Origin of the sequence: Blastopirellula marina DSM 3645 (assembly GCF_000153105.1) — a bacterium.
In the GTDB taxonomy this organism is placed as follows: Bacteria; Planctomycetota; Planctomycetia; order Pirellulales; family Pirellulaceae; genus Blastopirellula; species Blastopirellula marina.
On sequence record NZ_CH672376.1, the window covers coordinates 4,117,315 to 4,134,097 of the forward strand.

General features: G+C 56.5%; 13 protein-coding genes. 8 read left to right on the forward strand and 5 right to left on the reverse strand.

Translation table 11 applies throughout. The annotated features are described in order from the left end of the window. The 4 genes from DSM3645_RS18455 to DSM3645_RS18475 all read left to right on the forward strand — a co-directional run. Window positions 1–701 (forward strand): DUF1559 family PulG-like putative transporter (locus DSM3645_RS18455; RefSeq protein ID WP_002653798.1); only part of this gene is annotated, 701 nt, incomplete at its 5' end. A 152-nt stretch (window positions 702–853) separates the two neighbouring features. Beyond that, window positions 854–1,249, forward strand: a complete 396-nt coding sequence (locus DSM3645_RS18460) for a hypothetical protein (RefSeq protein WP_002653799.1) — start codon at window positions 854–856, stop codon at window positions 1,247–1,249. 669 nt (window positions 1,250–1,918) lie between these two features. Next, entirely contained in the window at window positions 1,919–2,875 is a 957-nt protein-coding gene (locus tag DSM3645_RS18470) for a bestrophin family protein (protein ID WP_002653801.1), read from the forward strand. A 147-nt stretch (window positions 2,876–3,022) separates the two neighbouring features. Then, window positions 3,023–4,015: a hypothetical protein gene (locus DSM3645_RS18475; protein WP_002653802.1), complete on the forward strand. Its 993-nt coding sequence runs from the start codon at window positions 3,023–3,025 to the stop codon at window positions 4,013–4,015. On the opposite strand, the gene topA is transcribed toward DSM3645_RS18475, so the two are convergent. Beyond that, complete coding sequence (topA, locus tag DSM3645_RS18480) at window positions 3,999–6,776, reverse strand: type I DNA topoisomerase (protein ID WP_002653803.1); 2,778 nt, start codon at window positions 6,774–6,776, stop codon at window positions 3,999–4,001. The genes DSM3645_RS18475 and topA overlap by 17 nt on opposite strands. A 401-nt stretch (window positions 6,777–7,177) precedes the next feature. On the opposite strand from topA, the gene DSM3645_RS18485 reads away from it, so the two are divergent. Continuing rightward, window positions 7,178–9,685, forward strand: a complete 2,508-nt coding sequence (locus tag DSM3645_RS18485) for a hypothetical protein (protein WP_040351965.1) — start codon at window positions 7,178–7,180, stop codon at window positions 9,683–9,685. Between the two features lie 477 nt (window positions 9,686–10,162). Here the strand turns inward: DSM3645_RS18485 and glgB are convergent, their stop codons facing one another. After that, the gene (glgB, locus tag DSM3645_RS18490) at window positions 10,163–12,370 is read right to left on the reverse strand and encodes a 1,4-alpha-glucan branching protein GlgB (protein WP_040351966.1); all 2,208 of its coding nucleotides are present in this window, start codon (window positions 12,368–12,370) and stop codon (window positions 10,163–10,165) included. A gap of 59 nt (window positions 12,371–12,429) precedes the next feature. After that, complete coding sequence (locus DSM3645_RS18495; RefSeq protein WP_002653807.1) at window positions 12,430–12,942, reverse strand: RNase H family protein; 513 nt, start codon at window positions 12,940–12,942, stop codon at window positions 12,430–12,432. Window positions 12,943–13,256: 314 nt separating this feature from the next. Between DSM3645_RS18495 and DSM3645_RS31645 the strand changes: the two genes are divergently transcribed. From DSM3645_RS31645 to DSM3645_RS18505, 3 genes are read left to right on the forward strand one after another with little or no spacing between them, the layout of a single operon-like run. Continuing rightward, window positions 13,257–13,382 (forward strand): hypothetical protein, encoded by a 126-nt coding sequence (locus tag DSM3645_RS31645; RefSeq protein ID WP_002653808.1) that lies wholly within the window; start codon window positions 13,257–13,259, stop codon window positions 13,380–13,382. A 34-nt stretch (window positions 13,383–13,416) separates the two neighbouring features. Beyond that, window positions 13,417–13,674: an acyl carrier protein gene (locus DSM3645_RS18500; RefSeq protein WP_002653809.1), complete on the forward strand. Its 258-nt coding sequence runs from the start codon at window positions 13,417–13,419 to the stop codon at window positions 13,672–13,674. Window positions 13,675–13,708: 34 nt separating this feature from the next. After that, the gene (locus tag DSM3645_RS18505) at window positions 13,709–14,296 is read left to right on the forward strand and encodes a DJ-1/PfpI family protein (RefSeq protein WP_002653810.1); all 588 of its coding nucleotides are present in this window, start codon (window positions 13,709–13,711) and stop codon (window positions 14,294–14,296) included. Between the two features lie 753 nt (window positions 14,297–15,049). Here the strand turns inward: DSM3645_RS18505 and DSM3645_RS28615 are convergent. Then, window positions 15,050–15,505, reverse strand: coding sequence for a hypothetical protein (locus DSM3645_RS28615; RefSeq protein ID WP_002653812.1), 456 nt, complete (start codon window positions 15,503–15,505; stop codon window positions 15,050–15,052). A gap of 85 nt (window positions 15,506–15,590) precedes the next feature. Further along, window positions 15,591–16,535: a DUF1559 domain-containing protein gene (locus DSM3645_RS18515; protein WP_002653813.1), complete on the reverse strand. Its 945-nt coding sequence runs from the start codon at window positions 16,533–16,535 to the stop codon at window positions 15,591–15,593. Between the last annotated feature and the right edge of the window lie 248 nt (window positions 16,536–16,783).

Genomic DNA, 16,783 nt, shown 5'->3' on the forward strand with positions numbered 1-16,783 from the left:
TCTACGACAAGATCGATTTCAGCCAAAGTTGGAGCGAAGGGTCGGTTAGCGATGCGATGGGAACCGATGCTGGAAGTCCGGTATTCAAGATTTACGAATGTCCTTCCGCTTCGTTGTCACTCGAAGTCAGCACGGACGACCGACATACGATGATCGCGGATTACATCTCGATCGCCGGCGTGGTGAATGACTTTGCGGGCGTGACCGGTGCGACGGAGAATGAGACCACCGTCGGGAACGCTGCGATGAACGGCGTGCTGTATTACCACAGTCGCACAAATTTCGCCCATGTGACCGATGGAAGCAGCAACACCATGGCGGTCAGCGAAGTTGGCGCATGGCTCAAAAACAACTCCGGCTCCAAGGTCGACTATCGCAGCACGCAGTACGGCTTCAATATGGGAACGACCGGTACGAATAACAACAAGACCGCGCTGCCGAACTCTACGGACTCGCGCTGCTTCAATACCACGTCGCTTCGCTACCCGATCAATCAGATCGAGCCCTACACTAGCGATTGTGCAACGGACGGCGTTTGCGCCAATTATGGCAACAATGCTCCGCTCCGCTCCAATCACCCAGGCGGCGTCAGCGCGTTGTTTGTTGACGGCTCGGTCCACTTCCTGCCGTCGACGATTGATTTGCTGACCTTCGGAAAGCTGGGCGTCCGCAATGACGGCTTGGTTGTCAGCTTGCCGTAGCACGGCCTTAGGATTCTCTTGTTCGCGAAGAGGACGCGCTGTGTGGCGGCGTCCTCTTGATGGAAGCATGCTCGAGCGGCATTTGTCGTGGAGGGTGTCGCCGACGTATCTCTTTGCGCTCCAACGCTCATTTATTCTGACAGGAATTCACCATGCGATACGTTTGTCTGGTCGTTTGCTTTCTGGTTTCATTGTCACTGGGGTGTAGTGCGGAGGAACGCACCGTCGATCCGCGGCATCAGGTTTCGGGGACGGTGACGCTTGACGGAAAACCGCTGGCGGAAGGTCGAATCATGTTCAGCTCTACGGAGGACGCGGCTCGCGGAGTGCCGCCGGCGTCAGTAGAGATTCATGATGGTCAGTACTCGCTTATGGTGACCGTCGGTAAAAAAACGGTGAAGGTTTCGCACCTTGTCGAATCAGGGCGAGACGAAAGCACTGGCGAACCCATGATGAAAGAGTCCATTCCGGCGAAGTTCAACAAGGATTCCAAATTAGAGACGACCGTCACCGAAGGGGAGAATACGGCCGATTTCGATCTCAAGTAAAGCGAAGATTGCTTGGCCGTTCCGGATGATGACCGGCAATTCTTCAATGTCCATTGCGCCGCATCTCGCGCAGATGCGGCTGGCGGCATCGATCCAACGTGCTGCAGACGACGACTCAAGCCGACTCGAAGCAGCGAATCGCCAGCGAAAAGAGGTTGGTGAAGGCCTAGGCAAGAGAGCTCTGGTGAGACGTGCTCGCCGTCGTGGGACGACTTGCCGTTTGCGCCCGTTTTAGACCGATTAGAAGTCGACACTGGAAGTCGCGCTGCTTGCGAGTCGTTCGACGTGCCGTTGGCTTTGCGGAGTCGGCCGGTCGATGCTTGCTCTCGGATTGAACCGGCCTTCTCACGGTTCTAAAACCACTCTGTGACCGATCCGCATGCGAGGTCGGAAAACTCTGGGAGCAGTGCAGCCCTAGGGCCTAGGTTCTCGACAAGTATATCCCTTCAGCGAACGTCTAAGGCGTTTCAGGCATGGCGGATACGCTGCAAAGGACCATTCGCAGCACAAGCGACGCGAAAGCCCGAACTCGCTGGTCGCAGGCCAGCAGTCGCGGGAAAGAAAATCAATGCATTTCGATTGGCGATGCTTTCAAAAATCGCCGTATTGTGCGAACATCTCGTTTGCTTTGTGCGTCTGAGATTGCCTTGCGACCGGCTATTTTCAATCATGATTGTCAATCGAAATCTCAAATTTGGTCAGGTGCTCTTCTACACATGGAAGAGCATCCTCTACTACGCTGTGCTCTCGGTGTTGGTCTATTTTTTACATCACGAACTTGAAATCGACGACCTCAGCGTCCCTTTCAATGCGGTCGCGCTGCTGAGTACGGCTTTGGCGATCTTCCTAGGTTTCAAGAACAATAGCGCCTACGATCGATGGTGGGAGGCCCGCAAGATCTGGGGGCTGCTGGTCAACTATAGTCGCGCCTGGGGGCGTGAGATACTCACCCTAAGTTTCGCCGTAGAAGGAGATCCGAGTGGAGAACTCGACGCCTGGCGGCATCGCCTGATCTATCGGCATATTGCCTTCGTACATGCGTTGCGGGTCTTCTTGCGGGGGCGACATGAGTATAACAACATCGACGAACAGTGGATCGAAACGTCCAACACCTATGACGATATTCGTCCTTTTCTGTCTGCTGCCGAAGCGGAAGAGGTGTTGAGCAAAGAAAACCCGCCGAACTATCTGCTGATGATTCAAGGACGCGAACTTTTGGAGGCGCACCGCAGGGGTTGGCTTTCCGATTACCGGTTCGTCCAGCTTTCTCAGACGCTGACCGAGTTCAACAATCATCAGGGGAAGAGCGAGAGAATCAAGAATACGCCGTTCCCCAGGGCCTATAGTTTCTTTTCCCGCGTGTTTGTCTTTTTGCACGGAACCTTGGTTCCGTTCGCATTTGTCGAAGTGCTCGGCATCTTCAATATACCGCTCGCATTGCTGATCAACTTTATCTTTTTAAGTCTCGATCAAATCGGCGAGCGAACGGAAGACCCGTTTGAGAATCGCCCCAGCGATACGCCGTTGACGTCGATCAGCGTCACGATCGAACAGAATTTAAAGGAGATGCTTGACGAGACGGATCTTCCGCAAAAAACGGAAAAGATCCACGGCGTTATTTTCTAATTGCATATGGCGCCGTGATCGCCCAAAACGCCGAGAAAATACGGCATACGGCGGTGGAGCCAACGGTGATTGCTTGTTCGGTCGGCGCAGGGAAACTATAGTCGGCGAAGCCCCTCAGTTCTGACGTTCCTTGGCGAGCCTCTGATCATGCAATTCTCTCGACGCACGTTTCCCGTTTTGTCCTTGCTATGGCTGCTCCAATTTTCCGCCGCATCCGCCGCCGAACCTACCGGCGACGCCAGCGTGGTCGAAAAGACGCCGGGTCTGATCGCGTTTTGGACGTTTGGTGAAGAGCCGGGCCAGCCGCGAGTTTCGACCGGCGGCGACGCGAAGCATCCGCTGGCGGAAGAAGGGGGCGAAGTCGCGCGGGCCGCTGGTGGTCCTTACTCAGGCTACTCGGCGCATTTTCAAGGGAGGCAATATTTTCGCATTCCGCATGCGGAGCTAGGCGCGCTCGACATCCATGGCAATTATGCCCAAGTTTCGATGTTCGCCGTCGTGCGACTCGACGAGATGAAGAAGGGAGTCACCATCGCCGGGATTTGGAATGAAGGAGAAGGGAAGGGGGACGACAAAGGGGTCCGGCAGTACGCGATTTTGTTGAACATGCCGGCGTATGGCGGAAGTCGTCAGTTGGTTCCCCATATTTCAGCCGAAGGGGGCGTGACGCGCCGCGCCGATGGATCTCCTTTTCCTTGGTGCGCCGACTACGCCGCATCGGTCTCGCAAGTTCCAACCGCAGAGTGGGTAACGCTCGGCTTTACCTACGACGGCCAATACATCCGCGCTTACTACAACGGCGTGATGGAAGCGCGTGAACTCGATCCGAAAAAAGACCGGCGCGAAGACCGCTACTTCACCAGCGAAGGCCCCGACGGCGGCTCACGCGGCATGAATCCCTATTATCATGGCCGCGGAATATTCACTTACGAGGCCGAAAAACACGCGGAATCAAAGCCGAGCGGCCCGGCCGACTTTACCGTCGGCGCTCGCTACGCCGTCGGCAGCATCCTGAGCGAAACGCTCAAGGGACGCATGGGCGGGCTGGCCGTCTTCAACCGCGCGTTGACGGATGCCGAAATGAAACAGCTGCACGAGTCGGCCGGCGTCAGCAAGTTGTCTTCTACCACTTATCCTTGATCGGCTTTTCTTTCTTCGGTTTCGCTTCTTCAGCGCCGGCGGAAGTCGATTTCTTTTTGGTTGCTTTTTTCGTGGTCGTCTTTTTCTTGGCTGCTTTTTTCGCCGTGGCCTTTTTGGCGGTCGCTGTCTTGGCGGTCGCCTTCTTTTTGGCCGCTTTCTTTTTCTTCTTGGGAGGCGATTTCGCAGCGCGTTCGGCCAGTAGGATCACTGCCTGATCGAAGGTCACCTCTTCGACTGTGACTCCCTTGGGGAGCGACGCGTTCGACTGGCCATCGGTCAGGTAGGGCCCGTAGCGACCTTCTAACAGCTTGATCGGCTCTTCGGTGACCGGCGAGGCGTCGAACGTCTTGATCGGCTCTTTGGGCGCCGCACGGCCGCGTCCGCCGGTCTTAGGTTGCGACAGCAGCGTGATCGATTGTTCCATCGTCACATCAAGCGGCGAGACGTCGCCGAGCGAACGCGTATCGGCGCCGCACTTGATATACGGGCCAAAACGGCCGTTCTGAGCGATGATCGGCTCTTTCGATTCGGGATGAACGCCGACTTCACGCGGCAACGAAAGGAGCTTCAAAGCGATTTCCAGCGTGACGTCGCCGGCCTGCATCCCCTTCATTAACGAAGCGTTTTTCGGCTTTTCTTTCGAATCCTCGTCCGCTTCCAGCAAGCCAAGTTGGACGTAGTCGCCAAAGCGGCCGGTCTTGATAAAGACAGGGCGCCCGGTCTCGGGATCGGAACCAAGCGGTTCGTCGCCGAGCGCCGCTTTTTCGAGCAGCTCCAGAGCCTTCGTCAGCGTCACTTCGTCCGGCGCCAGGTCCGACGGAATGCTGCCGCGACGTTCCCCTTGTTCGACGAACGGCCCATAGCGACCGACGCGCACGACCACATCGTCTTGGAACTCGCCGCTCTCCGGCTTGCCCAACGAAATGGAGTTCACGACGCGAGCGTCAACATCTTTGATTTTCGCCTGAACCGTCTCCTTTAAGCCATGTTCGTTATGGCCGAAGTAGAACTCTTTCAAGTAGGCGTTTTGTTCGGCTTCGCCGCGGCTGATCGCGTCGAGATCGTCTTCCATCTTCGCGGTAAATTGATAGTCGACCAAATTCGGAAGATGCTCTTCCAGCAGCTTCGCGACGGCGAATCCCAGCCAGGTCGGCGCGAGCGCCGTCCCTTTTTTGAAGACATATTCGCGATCGAGAATCGTATCGATAATCGAAGCGTACGTACTCGGGCGACCGATCCCCATTTCTTCGAGCGAGCGAGTCAGCGACGCTTCGCTGAATCGCGACGGCGGCTGCGTCGTGTGGCTCTTCGGTTCAAAGAGGTCTTTGTCGACCGGCTGGCCTTGCTTCATCGAAGGGAGCAAGGTCTCACGATCGGCGAGTTCGGCGTCGGGATCGTCCGAGCCTTCGACATAGGCTCGCAAAAATCCGGGGAATTCGATCGTTTTGCCGCTCACATAAAACTTGGCGCCGCCGCCGGCCAGCGTGATCGCGATGCGAAAACCGCGGGCATCCGCCATTTGGCTGGCGATCGTCCGTTTCCAGATCAGCTCGAACAAGCGGAACTCGTCGTTATTAAGCGTCCCCTTCAGCGCTTCGGGCTTTTGGAACGGGTGACCGGCCGGACGAATCGCTTCGTGAGCTTCTTGGGCGTTTTTCACCTTCGACGCATAGACGCGCGGCTTCTCGGGCAGATAGTCGGCGCCGTATTCGCTTTTCACCAGATCGCGGGCCGCATCGATCGCGACCTCGGCCAGATTGGTCGAGTCGGTACGCATGTAAGTGATGTGACCGTTTTCGTACAGGCTTTGCGCGATTCGCATCGTATGCCGCGCGGTGAAGCCCAGCTTGCGGTTCGCTTCCTGTTGCAGCGTACTCGTGGTGAACGGGGCCGCCGGCTTGTTGGTGTACGGCTTGTTTTCAAGCGTTTCGACCGAAAACTGCGCACTTTGCAGACGCTCGAGCAGGCCGTTGGCGCCGGCTTCGTCAAGCAGCAGCATGACGCCGGGGTTTTTTAACTTCCCGTTGGTCGTGTCGAAGTCTTTGCCGGACGGAATTTTTTGACCGTCCGCTTCGGTCAGGACGGCGTTAAATTTTTTGCCGTCAGCGATGAACGTACCAACCAGATCCCAATAGGTGGCCGAGTGGAACGCCATCCGCTCGCGCTCACGCTCGACAATCAAGCGAACCGCAACGCTTTGCACGCGACCGGCCGAAAGACGTGGGCGGACCTTGTACCAGAGGAGCGGCGAAACTTCGTACCCATATAAACGGTCGAGAATCCGGCGCGTTTCTTGCGCACGAACCAAGCCGTCGTCGATCTGACGCGGGCTGGCGAGGGCCGTCATGATCGCTTCTTTGGTGATTTCGTGAAAAACCAGCCGATGAACGGGAACTTTAGGCTGCAAAAGTTCTTGTAAATGCCAGCTGATCGCTTCTCCCTCGCGGTCTTCGTCGGTCGCGAGATAAAGCTCGTCGGCTTCCTTCAGCAGCTTTTTCAGCTTGGTGACTTGTGCTTTTTTGCCGGCCGGCACGATGTAGACCGGATCGAAGTTCTCGTTGACGTTAACGCCAAGATAGCTCCATTCTTCATTTTTATATTGCTCCGGCAGTTCTTTGGCGCCATGCGGCAAGTCGCGAACGTGACCGATGCTCGCTTCGACGGTATAGCCGGCGCCCAGATATTTGGAGATCGTCCGCGCTTTCGCCGGTGATTCGACGATTACTAGTGCGTTCTTCGCGGGCTTTTCAGCTTTCGCCATGGGTGTCATTCTCAATGTGGGGGAAGGCTTTACGCGGCGCAAGGCGTCTGTCGTCATTACATATCTGACAGATTGCGTGGTCTTCCTAAGTTACGTATTCGGGAGTTGGTTATTCGTTAAAATCCGGGTATCCAAAATTCCCGGCACTTGGGGGGCGAATTACGAAAAAACAGCGTCGAGCCCGGCGAGAAGATTTGACTTCTCCCTTTGGCGCGACCGGTGGATTCGGTTCAACTTGTGCATCGCTAGGCGAGACTGGGATTGAATTTAGGGCGCGTCCCCCTACAATCGGTCGAATTCGTCCGCGAGCAGATGCTGCTGCAAACCAATAATGCGTCTTGTATCGCGATGTCAAGTGGTGACGCTGGCGCCAAATGCGTCAGTGTTAAGGATTGGAACCCATGCGCAACCCGTTTCATTTCTTCCGTAAAAACCAAAAAGCCCTGCTGGCTGTCTTCGGCGTCTTGCTGATGATCGTCTTCACCGTCGGGGGTGTGGTTTCACAATTCTTCCCACAACGGGCCGCTTATGAAGCGGCTGATAAGGTCGTCGTCAAAATCGATGGCCAACCGCTAACCAAACCTGAAATTGACCGATTGAGCCAGGACGCCACACTGGTTTCGTTGGTGACCGGCATGGCGATGGCGCGAACGCAAGAAGCGGGAGGATTTCCGAATCCGCCGGCTCCGCCGATCGCTGGCTTGCGTTATCAACCCCCATCGGGACCCAATTCGCCCGGCGGCGCGATGCGAGAAGAAATTTCGACGCAAGTTGTGATTTCGGACCATCTCTTTTCGCTTGAAGGCGAGCGATTGGGGGTCGCGATCAGCGACGACATGGTTCGCGAATTCATGACTTCGGTGACCGGCGGAGTGATTTCGGACGTTCAATACGCCGAACTGCTCAATCAGGCCCAGGGCGCTGATGGTCGCGTTACCTACGACCAGATGTTTGAGATGTTCCGGCGGACGCTGTTGGTTCAAAAGACCAAGCGACTGTTGCTGGAAGGGATTAGCACGGCGACGCCTGCGTCGGCATGGATCAACTATCGCAACTTGAATCGTACGCTTGACGTGCAACTGTACCCGGTAAATACGGCCGATTACCTGGCGAAGGTAACGAAAAAACCGACCGAAGCCGAACTGAAAAAACTGTTCAATCAATATCGCGACCAGATCCGCAATCCGCTGACCGGCGAGCCCGGATTCTTGCAACTCGACAAAGCGGCGGTTGGTTTCGTGAAAGCCGATTACGAAAAATTCCTGGAAGCCGAACTGGCCAAGATCACCGACGAGCAAGTCGCCGCCGACTACGAGAAAAACAAAGACAGCAGCTACCGCAAACCGGTCGCGGACCCCGCCGCCGAAACGCCGCTGGGCGTGCCAGCGACTGAACCGGCGATGGAAGAGCAGCCGGCCGCTACCGAGCCGATGACGACCGAGCCGATGACGACGGAGCCGATGTCGACGGAGCCGATGAAAACCGAGCCTGCTGCCGAGAAACCGGCGGAAGACAAGCCGGCCGCGGAACCCGCCAAGATGGAAGAACCGGCGAAGGAAGCTCCCGCGGAAGAAAAAACGATGACCGAAACTCCCCCTGCGACCGAAAAATCGGCGGAGGAGAAACCGGCGCCGGAAGCTCCGGCAGAAGAGAAACCCGCCGATGAAAAACCGGCTGCGGAAGAATCGAGCCTGCTAGGACGCGGTTCGGAAGTGATGCTGGTCGCCTTCCAAGAAGAAGGTGAGAAACCGGCGGAAGACAAACCGTCCGAAGAGAAGCCGGCGACTGAAAAGCCGGCAGACGACGCTGCTCCGGCGGCGGAACCGATGAAAGAGACGCCGGCCGAAACGAAGCCGATGGAAGAGATGTCGGCTCCGATGGATGAGACGAAGCCGACGGACGAGTCGCCCATGGAAGAAGCGCCGGTCGAGTATCGTCCGCTGGAAGAAGTGAAAGATCAGATCAAAGCTTCGCTGGCTCGCCCGTTGGCTCAAGCCGCCGTGAAAGACGCGCTGCAAAAAGTCTCGGACGTTCTGCAGCGTGAGTACGACGACTACTTCTACGCCGACGAGCAAAACGGGAACCCGTTTGACGATCTCGATCTGAAGAAGCTCGCCCAAGAGCACGGCGTCGAGTATGGCGAGATGCCGATGATGGACTACATCGCGGCGATGGAATCGCCGTACGGTGAGATCACGCACGCCGAGTTCAGCTACAACCCGCAACAGGGCGGTCTGCAGCGTAACGATCGACGGTTCGTTGATTTCATCTTCGGCAACAAATCGCCGTTGTATCGTCCGCAAGAGTTCCCTGGCGCGTCGTCGTCCAGCATGTTCTCAATGCCGGCCGATCAGCAGTTCGTCTTTTGGAAGACCGACGAATCAAAAGGCTTTTTGCCGACCTTCGATCAGGTTCGCGACCAAGTGGTCGAAGCCTGGAAGTTGCAACAAGCGGCCAAGTTGGCCGAAGCCGAAGCGGAAAAGATCGCCGCCTCGGCCCAGGGAGACGCGCCGCTCAACGAAGTCGTGCCGGTCAAAGACGCGGTGCTTGTCGCGGACAACATCACCTACTACCAAGAGATTCGCCAGCCGGGCCAATACAACCCGGCTCAGATCCCTGGCGTCGAGAAGACCGGTCTCAAGACGCTCGACAAAATCTTCGCCACACCGGTTGGCGCCACGGTGGTGGCGCCCAACGCCGACGAAACGGTCTGGTATGTCGCTCGGGTCACCGGCGAACGAAAGACCGAAGCCGAACTTCGTGATCAACTGAAAGCGGAGATGAACGGCGACTTCCCGTTTAGCGTCGCGTACCTCGAAGGCATGCGTTCGCAAGTTCGCTGGAATCAAGTCCAGGAAGACTTGTTTGAGCGGTTCAACGTTGAATGGCAATCGATCGCTGACGAATAGATCGCCGATTCGCCACATGAGTGAGAAGCAAGAGCCTGCGAGTGATCGCAGGCTCTTTTTTTGTTGCGCCGTAGTTGAAGGTGGCGCTATTGGAAGTCGCCTGTGAATATTCCTCTTCGTAGCCCGAAGCGCAAGTTTTGAAGTTGCGCTATTTTGCCAAACCACATCCGGTTGGCCCGGATAGCTCCGCTATCGGGGCCGACGAAGTCGGCAAGAAGCATTGGTCCGAGGTCGGGCGATCAGCGGCAGGCGTTTTCCTGTTTGATGTTGTGAAAGCTCCGCTAACTACTAGCCTGGCGCCAATGCCTCTTACGGCTGCGCCGCCCCGATAGCCGAGCTATCGCGGCCAACCGGGAAATGGCGCAACTTCAAAAAAGCGCGCTTCGGGCTACGAAGAAATGACAACGGCGCGCACAAAAAAAGAGCCAGTCGCAAGGACTGGCTCTCTTTCGCATTTCTCATGGTCGCACGCGTCGCCTAGCAAGGCTTCAAGATCACGCAGCCTAGCGGCGGGACGTTGAGCGAGATCGAGTTCTCGCGGCCGTTCCAGCCGATCGGAGCCGAATCGAGTTCGTCGACGTTGATCACGTTGCTGCCGGCGTAGCGCGAGTTGTCGGAGTTGAAGATCTCGCGATACGAGCCTGCCTTCGGCACGCCGATGCGGTAGTCGTGATAAACGACCGGCGTAAAGTTGCAGACCGCGATTGTGAAATCGTTGGGGTCTTTCGCTTTTCGCATGAAGGCGGCGACGCTGGCTTCCCAGTTGTCGCAGTCGATCCACTCAAAGCCTTCTCCCTTGAAGTCGACTTCGTAGAGGGACGCTTCGTGCTGATACATTGCGTTCAGGTCCGAGACCATTTGCTGCATCCCTTTGTGCGATTCCCACTCGAGGAGATCCCACTGCAGCTGACCGTCGGCGTTCCATTCGTTCCATTGACCGAAGTCGGCGCCCATGAACAGCAGCTTCTTGCCGGGATGGCTCCACATGTACGAATAGAGCAATCGCAGGTTGGCGAAGCGTTGCCACAAGTCGCCTGGCATCTGGTCCAGCAGCGAGCCTTTGCCGTGCACGACTTCGTCATGCGACAGCGGCAGCGAGAAGTTTTCGCTGAACGCATAGATCAAGCTAAACGTCAGTTCGCCGTGATGGAACTTGCGGTGGATCGGATCTTTCCGCATGTAGCGGAGCGTATCGTTCATCCAGCCCATGTTCCACTTCAGGCTGAAGCCGAGACCGCCGACCGAGGTCGGGTGCGAAACGCCGCCGAAAGAGGTCGACTCTTCGGCGATGGTCAACACGCCTGGGTATTGCAGATGCGACTGCTCGTTGAACTCGCGGAGGAACGAGATCGCTTCGATGTTCTCGCGTCCGCCATGTTCGTTCGGCACCCATTCGTCATGCTTGCGGCTGTAGTCGAGATACAGCATCGAAGCGACGGCGTCGACGCGCAGTCCGTCGATGTGGAACTTGTCAAACCAGAACAGCGCGTTCGAGGTCAGGAAGTTGCGGACCTCGTTGCGGCCATAGTTAAAGATCAGCGTTCCCCAGTCGGGATGCTCGCCCTTGCGGGGATCTTCGTGCTCGTACAGCGAAGTGCCGTCAAACTGACGCAGGCCGTGATCGTCTTTGGGGAAGTGAGCCGGCACCCAGTCGATCAGCACGCCCAGCCCATGCTGATGGCAATAGTCGACAAAGTACATGAAGTCTTCCGGCGTGCCGTAACGGCTGGTCGCGGCGAAGTAGCCGACCGCTTGATAGCCCCAACTGCCGGTGAACGGATGCTCAGAGATCGGCATCAGTTCGATGTGGGTGTAGTTCTGCTGTAGGCAATACTCGACCAATTGGTGAGCCAGATCGCGATAGTTGAACCAGCCGTTCTTAGAATCGGCGTTCCACTTCCAACTACCCAGATGGACTTCGTAGACCGAAACGGGACGTTCCAGTTGGTTCTGCTCGCGACGCTTCTCCATGTAGTCGCCGTCATTCCACGTATAGGTCGACAGGTCGGTGACGATGTTTGCAGTCCGTGGAGGAACTTCGGCGGCGAATGCGTAGGGATCGCATTTGTCGACGGTCCGATCATGTTGATTCACGCGGTACTTGTATTGCGCACCCGGCTGCAGATCGGGGATGAAGATCTCCCAGATGCCGCTCGAGGCCAGCTTGCGCATCGGATTGACGCGGCCATCCCATTTGTTGAACTGGCCGACGACGGCGACGCTTTTGGCGTTTGGCGCCCAGACGGCGAAGTTGACGCCGGTGACGCCGTTGACGGTGCGGATCTGCGCGCCCAGCTTGTCGTACGATTTCCAGTGCGCGCCTTCCCCCAGCAGGTAAAGGTCGTAGTCACTGAAATAAGATGGAAACGCGTAGGGATCATGGACTGAGTTCATCTGGCCGCTCTGGTCACTGGTGCGCAATTGATACTGTCCCGATTTCATGACGTCATCCTCTGGGCAAATCGCTTCGAACAAACCGCTCGGGTGAATCCGCCGCATCGGTAAAGAGTTATTATGACCTGGATGGAAAACCCATGCTTGCTCCGACTCGGGCAAATATGCTCGAACGGCGATCGCAGGCTCACCCCGGTGATCAACTTTGTGCGGGCCGAGAATGCGGAACGGATCCTCGGATCGGCATTCGATTAAAGCCCCCATGTTATCTAGTGTAACATTAGTCCGCACGCGCTTCTCCTCGTGATGTTGTGTTCAGTGGGGGGAATGATGTAAACCGCGAATAAAAATCAGCCCGCGGCGGCTGTAAGTTCTTGTTCTTCAATGCGAATCGTGCGCCGTTTGCGATGCTGGCTAAAATGAGTTCTGCTGGCTGGCTGATTGTTTTCCGCCGCTTCTTCGGCTTCGATCATCTCAAATCGCCAAGGGCGGCAATCCACCCGGTGAAATTGCATCGCTTGGGAAACTCGCTGCCAAAGGTCGGCGTCGCGGACGGGAGCCAAACGCCCAAATCGCTCCCAGCGGAAGCCTGACTCGCGCCAGACCGAGAGCCCATATCGAAATCCGCGACTGACATAGCGCGACGGAGTGAGCAGCGTCACGCGAGAGGGCTCTGGCAGCGCCTCTAGTCCGCGAACAACCGACAAGAGCGCCAGGCGATCGCGATCGCGCCAGGTTTCTTCACCGGATGCGACCAGTCGCTCTTGTTGGCCGACGCCTTCCAGCACGAAACGCCAGGTGCCGCCGTAGGGGCTTTCGGCCGATTCGCAGAACAATAAGTAAAGGGGAGTTGATTCGTTCATCGCTGCATTCAAGTCGTGACCCGCAGGATTGTTTCATCCGCTCCGTCCCCGACAACCTGACGATTGCTCGTCAAATGCTAGCTTTCCATGCCCGCACGGTTTGCTTATCGGCAAGCCAGACCTAAACTCCCCAGTTTATCCCTTGTGAAAACTCAACCTTCTTGCCACTATTTTGGAATTGCCCCTCGGCAAGGCCGTAGAGAGATGCAAGATAGTGGCTGTCCGCGTCCTGGCGGCGCATGGCAATTCTATGCTTGGATTGCTAGAATCTGGCCTGAATGAAGTCTTCAATAACCTCTCTAGGGTCAGTTTCGATGGAAGTTATCGCGCACATTACTCATACCGAGTTCCCCACGGTTTTGGTCGCTTTGGCCAGCGGCATCATGATCGGTACCGTGATGACTTGGGTGGCGATGCGATATTTAGGACGCGGTCGATAAACGTTTCTTTCGATTCAAAATGCGGGAGAGCCATATGGGGAGCGACTCAGACTCGCCAACGTCCGACGTGTTTGCTTGGCTGCGAAACCAAATTGCCGAGCGACGGCAAATTCGGGCCGAGTTAATTCAGCCCGAAAGCTCTTTGACGGAAGACTTGATGCCTGACTCGTTCGAGTTGATCGAATTGGCCACCGCGGTCGAACAAGAGTTCGGCGTGCAGATTGATTTTGAGGAGATCGCCGACATTGATACGCTGGGCGATTTCAGCAACTTGATCATCAGCAAGCGATAACCCCTCCCCTCATACTCGCTAGAACAACGTAAACATGCCTGCGAAAAAGATTTTGATGTTGGTCGGCGACTTCGTGGAAGATTACGAAGTCATGGTTCCCTTTCAAACGTTGTTGATGGTCGGACACCAGGTCGACGCGGTTTGCCCCGGTAAGAAGTCAGGCGAGTCCATCAAGACCGCGATCCATGACTTTGAGGGGGATCAGACCTACACCGAGAAGCCGGGCCACAACTTCGCGCTCAACGCGACGTTTGATTCGATCGATTTCGCCTCGTATGACGCGCTGTTCATTCCCGGCGGACGTGCGCCGGAGTACCTGCGTCTGAACGCCCAGGTGATCGAAATCGTCCAGCATTTCGCTACCGCCGAGAAGCCGATCGCCGCGCATTGCCATGGGCCGCAACTCTTGGCCGCGGCCGGCGTGCTGCAAGGTAAATCGTGCAGCTGTTACCCAGCCGTGGGACCCGAAGTGACGTTGGCCGGCGGCCAGTACGTCGCTGCGAGCGAAGGTTTCGACAACGCGCATGTCGACGGCAACCTCGTGACGGCGCCTGCCTGGCCGGCGCATCCCGCGCTGATGCGAGCCTTTCTGGAAGTGCTCGGCACCAAGATTCAGCCGTAGAGACAGTGTCGATGTCGAATGACTACATCCTAATGTCTAAGGCAAATTAATCGAGAAATGCCCTCATCCGCCAATGGACAGGGTAGGACCGGACCGGATCGTTTTTTTTATGCGGGCGAATGGACTGGACCGCATCGTTTTTTAGGCGGCTCATGGGACTAGACCAGATCCACCCAAGGTTGATTTGCGCTTCCTTTGACGATCGGGTTCGACCTTCGTGATTCGTTTCACAATGTGGACCGGACCGCGACGTTTTTTTTGTAGCCCGTAACGCCCGTTTTGAAATGGCTCGCAAGAAGCCTGGAATACGGTCAGGCCGCGGAGGAAACATCGCGGGTCACCGTCTAAAAACGTGCGTCAGCATCAGGTTCTTAGACCCAGAGAGGCGTTCTAAGCGAGCCCGGGGTGGAGTCGCGAAGCGACGCAACCCCGGGGTTACTTCTCAAATGAATGACGAAAGTCAAAAATCTCGGGCAAGCGCGCAGCAAACCACCGCTTCGTCAGCAATCGTTGGCCAGCGAGATCTTGTGATCTGTGCGTTTATCCTCACCCTGTAATCGACCCGAACTCCGTGCGCTTCGTCAAGAGACAATCTTCGTCGGGGTTCGTGCGGCGGCTGCGGATACCAGCCGCTCCTTACTTCGGGCGCTGCAACTTGTCCGACGCGATGTCGATTCCTGCTGCGTTCGATTCTTCGCTTCTGAAGCGCCTCGGTACTTCAAAAAGGGAGCCGCCAGGGCTGCGAAGAAGAGACTACTCTTCCAGCAAGAAGTCGGAGACGGTCACTTGCTGTTCGCGATCGATGGTGAGCGTCAATTCAGAACGATCGTTGTATTTCGCGGGAAGGATCGATTTCACTTCGGGGATTTCCTGCGGCGCCATGCCGGGTTCCTCCAACCGAATCATACGTCCCGTCGCTTGCAGTCCGGTCAGCTCGACGCGGTACTCGCCGGGAATTGGTCCTTGGTAGCGTGGTATCTCGTATCGCCCGTTTTCGATTTTGCCAGAGGCGACCATCCCTGCGTCTATTGGAAACAGCGTAATCGTTCCCTCCTGGACCGGTTTTCCCGAGTACGTCACCGCTCCGCGGACTTCGCGGCGATCGAGGTTATCGCCGCCGCTGCAACCGAGAACCCCGCCCAATAAAAGCAGGGCAATCCAATTGCGTCGAGCGGCGCCTAAATGAATTAACCTATTGATCGCACGCATTGTTAGCGTCCTTGGCGGATATAGTCACTGTTCGTCTGCTTGCGTCCCGAGATGCAACGGAAAGTCCGAGCGAAAAAAGTCGGGACTAATAGTCCTCCACGACTTCCCCATTCCATTGCGTACTCAGCGCCTGCCATGCGTTCAGGTCGATCGTCTCGCTAACGAACCGCGCCGAGCCATCGCAGAGGGCGACCTGAACGCCGCCGGCGTGCTGGCTGCGAGAGGCCAAAGACGCTTGCCCGCGGCCGGTCCCAGTCGCATTCGGCGGCGGCTGGTATGGTAAGTTGAATTCGGGATGATCGATGCACTTGCCTGACTCACAATAGTCGGGAGCAGCCGAGTTCGGCGAGAGTCTGGTCATCACTTGATAGCAGTTAGAATCTTCATTCCAAATGCGTCCGCGTCGATCGACTCCCCCGGCGCCGATTCCCTTCAGCATCTCCATCATCGCCAGCGTATTGCTTGTCCCGTCCTGAATGTCCGCGATCCTAGCGCCGTAATTGTTGCCAAACGGCGACGCCAGGTTCGTCTGGCCGCCGGGCTCGTTCGTGCTGGGACCTTGGCCATCAATATCCAGAAACCGGTGCATTCCCCAGTTCAAGCCATAGTTGCCGAACGTTTCGTCAGGCAGCATCAGTTGCGGGCCAGACGTCGGATCGGTGGGGCACTGGTAGAGCGGAATGGGAGCTTCCAACGCCGCAGCGTTCGAGCTATGCGACCAAGATTGCTTGAAATTGACGATGTCATAGATGTTGCCCTGCTCGATAAAGGACAAAATCTGCGCCACGAACGGCATGCGATAGCTACTGCCGTTCTCGAAGCTGATTCGCACCGCGCCTGGAGGAAACTGGCGAAAGGTATTTTCATAATTGTGGATCGCCAGGCCCAACTGCTTCAGATTGTTGCGGCAGGCGCTGCGTCGCGCCGCTTCACGAGCCTGCTGAACTGCCGGAAGTAATAGGGCCACCAAGACGCCGATAATCGCGATGACGACCAGCAGTTCGACGAGGGTAAATGCATTTCGTTTCATGGACATCTATCTCGATAGGATGAGGAGATAATTGAACGAAAAGAATAGCGATGAGCTGCGAGACCTTGCCGTTCAAGTGGAGAGGAAAAATCCGATCGCCACTTTCGCTCCCTCGGCTTTCATTCAGGGGCGGATAGGAATGTGCGGAGAGTTCGTACAAAGAAAATGGACGAAGCTCAACTCGTTGACTATCCAAGTAAATCCACGGGCAGTCAAGTGAATTATTTGAATTTCTACGCAAAGCCTGC

Excerpts from the sequence above, each read along its gene's own strand:
- DSM3645_RS18515 (WP_002653813.1), bottom strand. The coding sequence starts at position 16,535 with ATGAAACGAAATGCATTTACCCTCGTCGAACTGCTGGTCGTCATCGCG.
- DSM3645_RS18460 (WP_002653799.1), top strand. The coding sequence starts at position 854 with ATGCGATACGTTTGTCTGGTCGTTTGCTTTCTGGTTTCATTGTCACTG.
- DSM3645_RS28615 (WP_002653812.1), bottom strand. The coding sequence starts at position 15,505 with ATGCGTGCGATCAATAGGTTAATTCATTTAGGCGCCGCTCGACGCAAT.
- DSM3645_RS18485 (WP_040351965.1), top strand. The coding sequence starts at position 7,178 with ATGCGCAACCCGTTTCATTTCTTCCGTAAAAACCAAAAAGCCCTGCTG.
- DSM3645_RS18505 (WP_002653810.1), top strand. The coding sequence starts at position 13,709 with ATGCCTGCGAAAAAGATTTTGATGTTGGTCGGCGACTTCGTGGAAGAT.
- DSM3645_RS18500 (WP_002653809.1), top strand. The coding sequence starts at position 13,417 with ATGGGGAGCGACTCAGACTCGCCAACGTCCGACGTGTTTGCTTGGCTG.
- DSM3645_RS18475 (WP_002653802.1), top strand. The coding sequence starts at position 3,023 with ATGCAATTCTCTCGACGCACGTTTCCCGTTTTGTCCTTGCTATGGCTG.
- DSM3645_RS18495 (WP_002653807.1), bottom strand. The coding sequence starts at position 12,942 with ATGAACGAATCAACTCCCCTTTACTTATTGTTCTGCGAATCGGCCGAA.
- DSM3645_RS18470 (WP_002653801.1), top strand. The coding sequence starts at position 1,919 with ATGATTGTCAATCGAAATCTCAAATTTGGTCAGGTGCTCTTCTACACA.
- DSM3645_RS31645 (WP_002653808.1), top strand. The coding sequence starts at position 13,257 with ATGGAAGTTATCGCGCACATTACTCATACCGAGTTCCCCACGGTTTTG.
- topA (WP_002653803.1), bottom strand. The coding sequence starts at position 6,776 with ATGGCGAAAGCTGAAAAGCCCGCGAAGAACGCACTAGTAATCGTCGAA.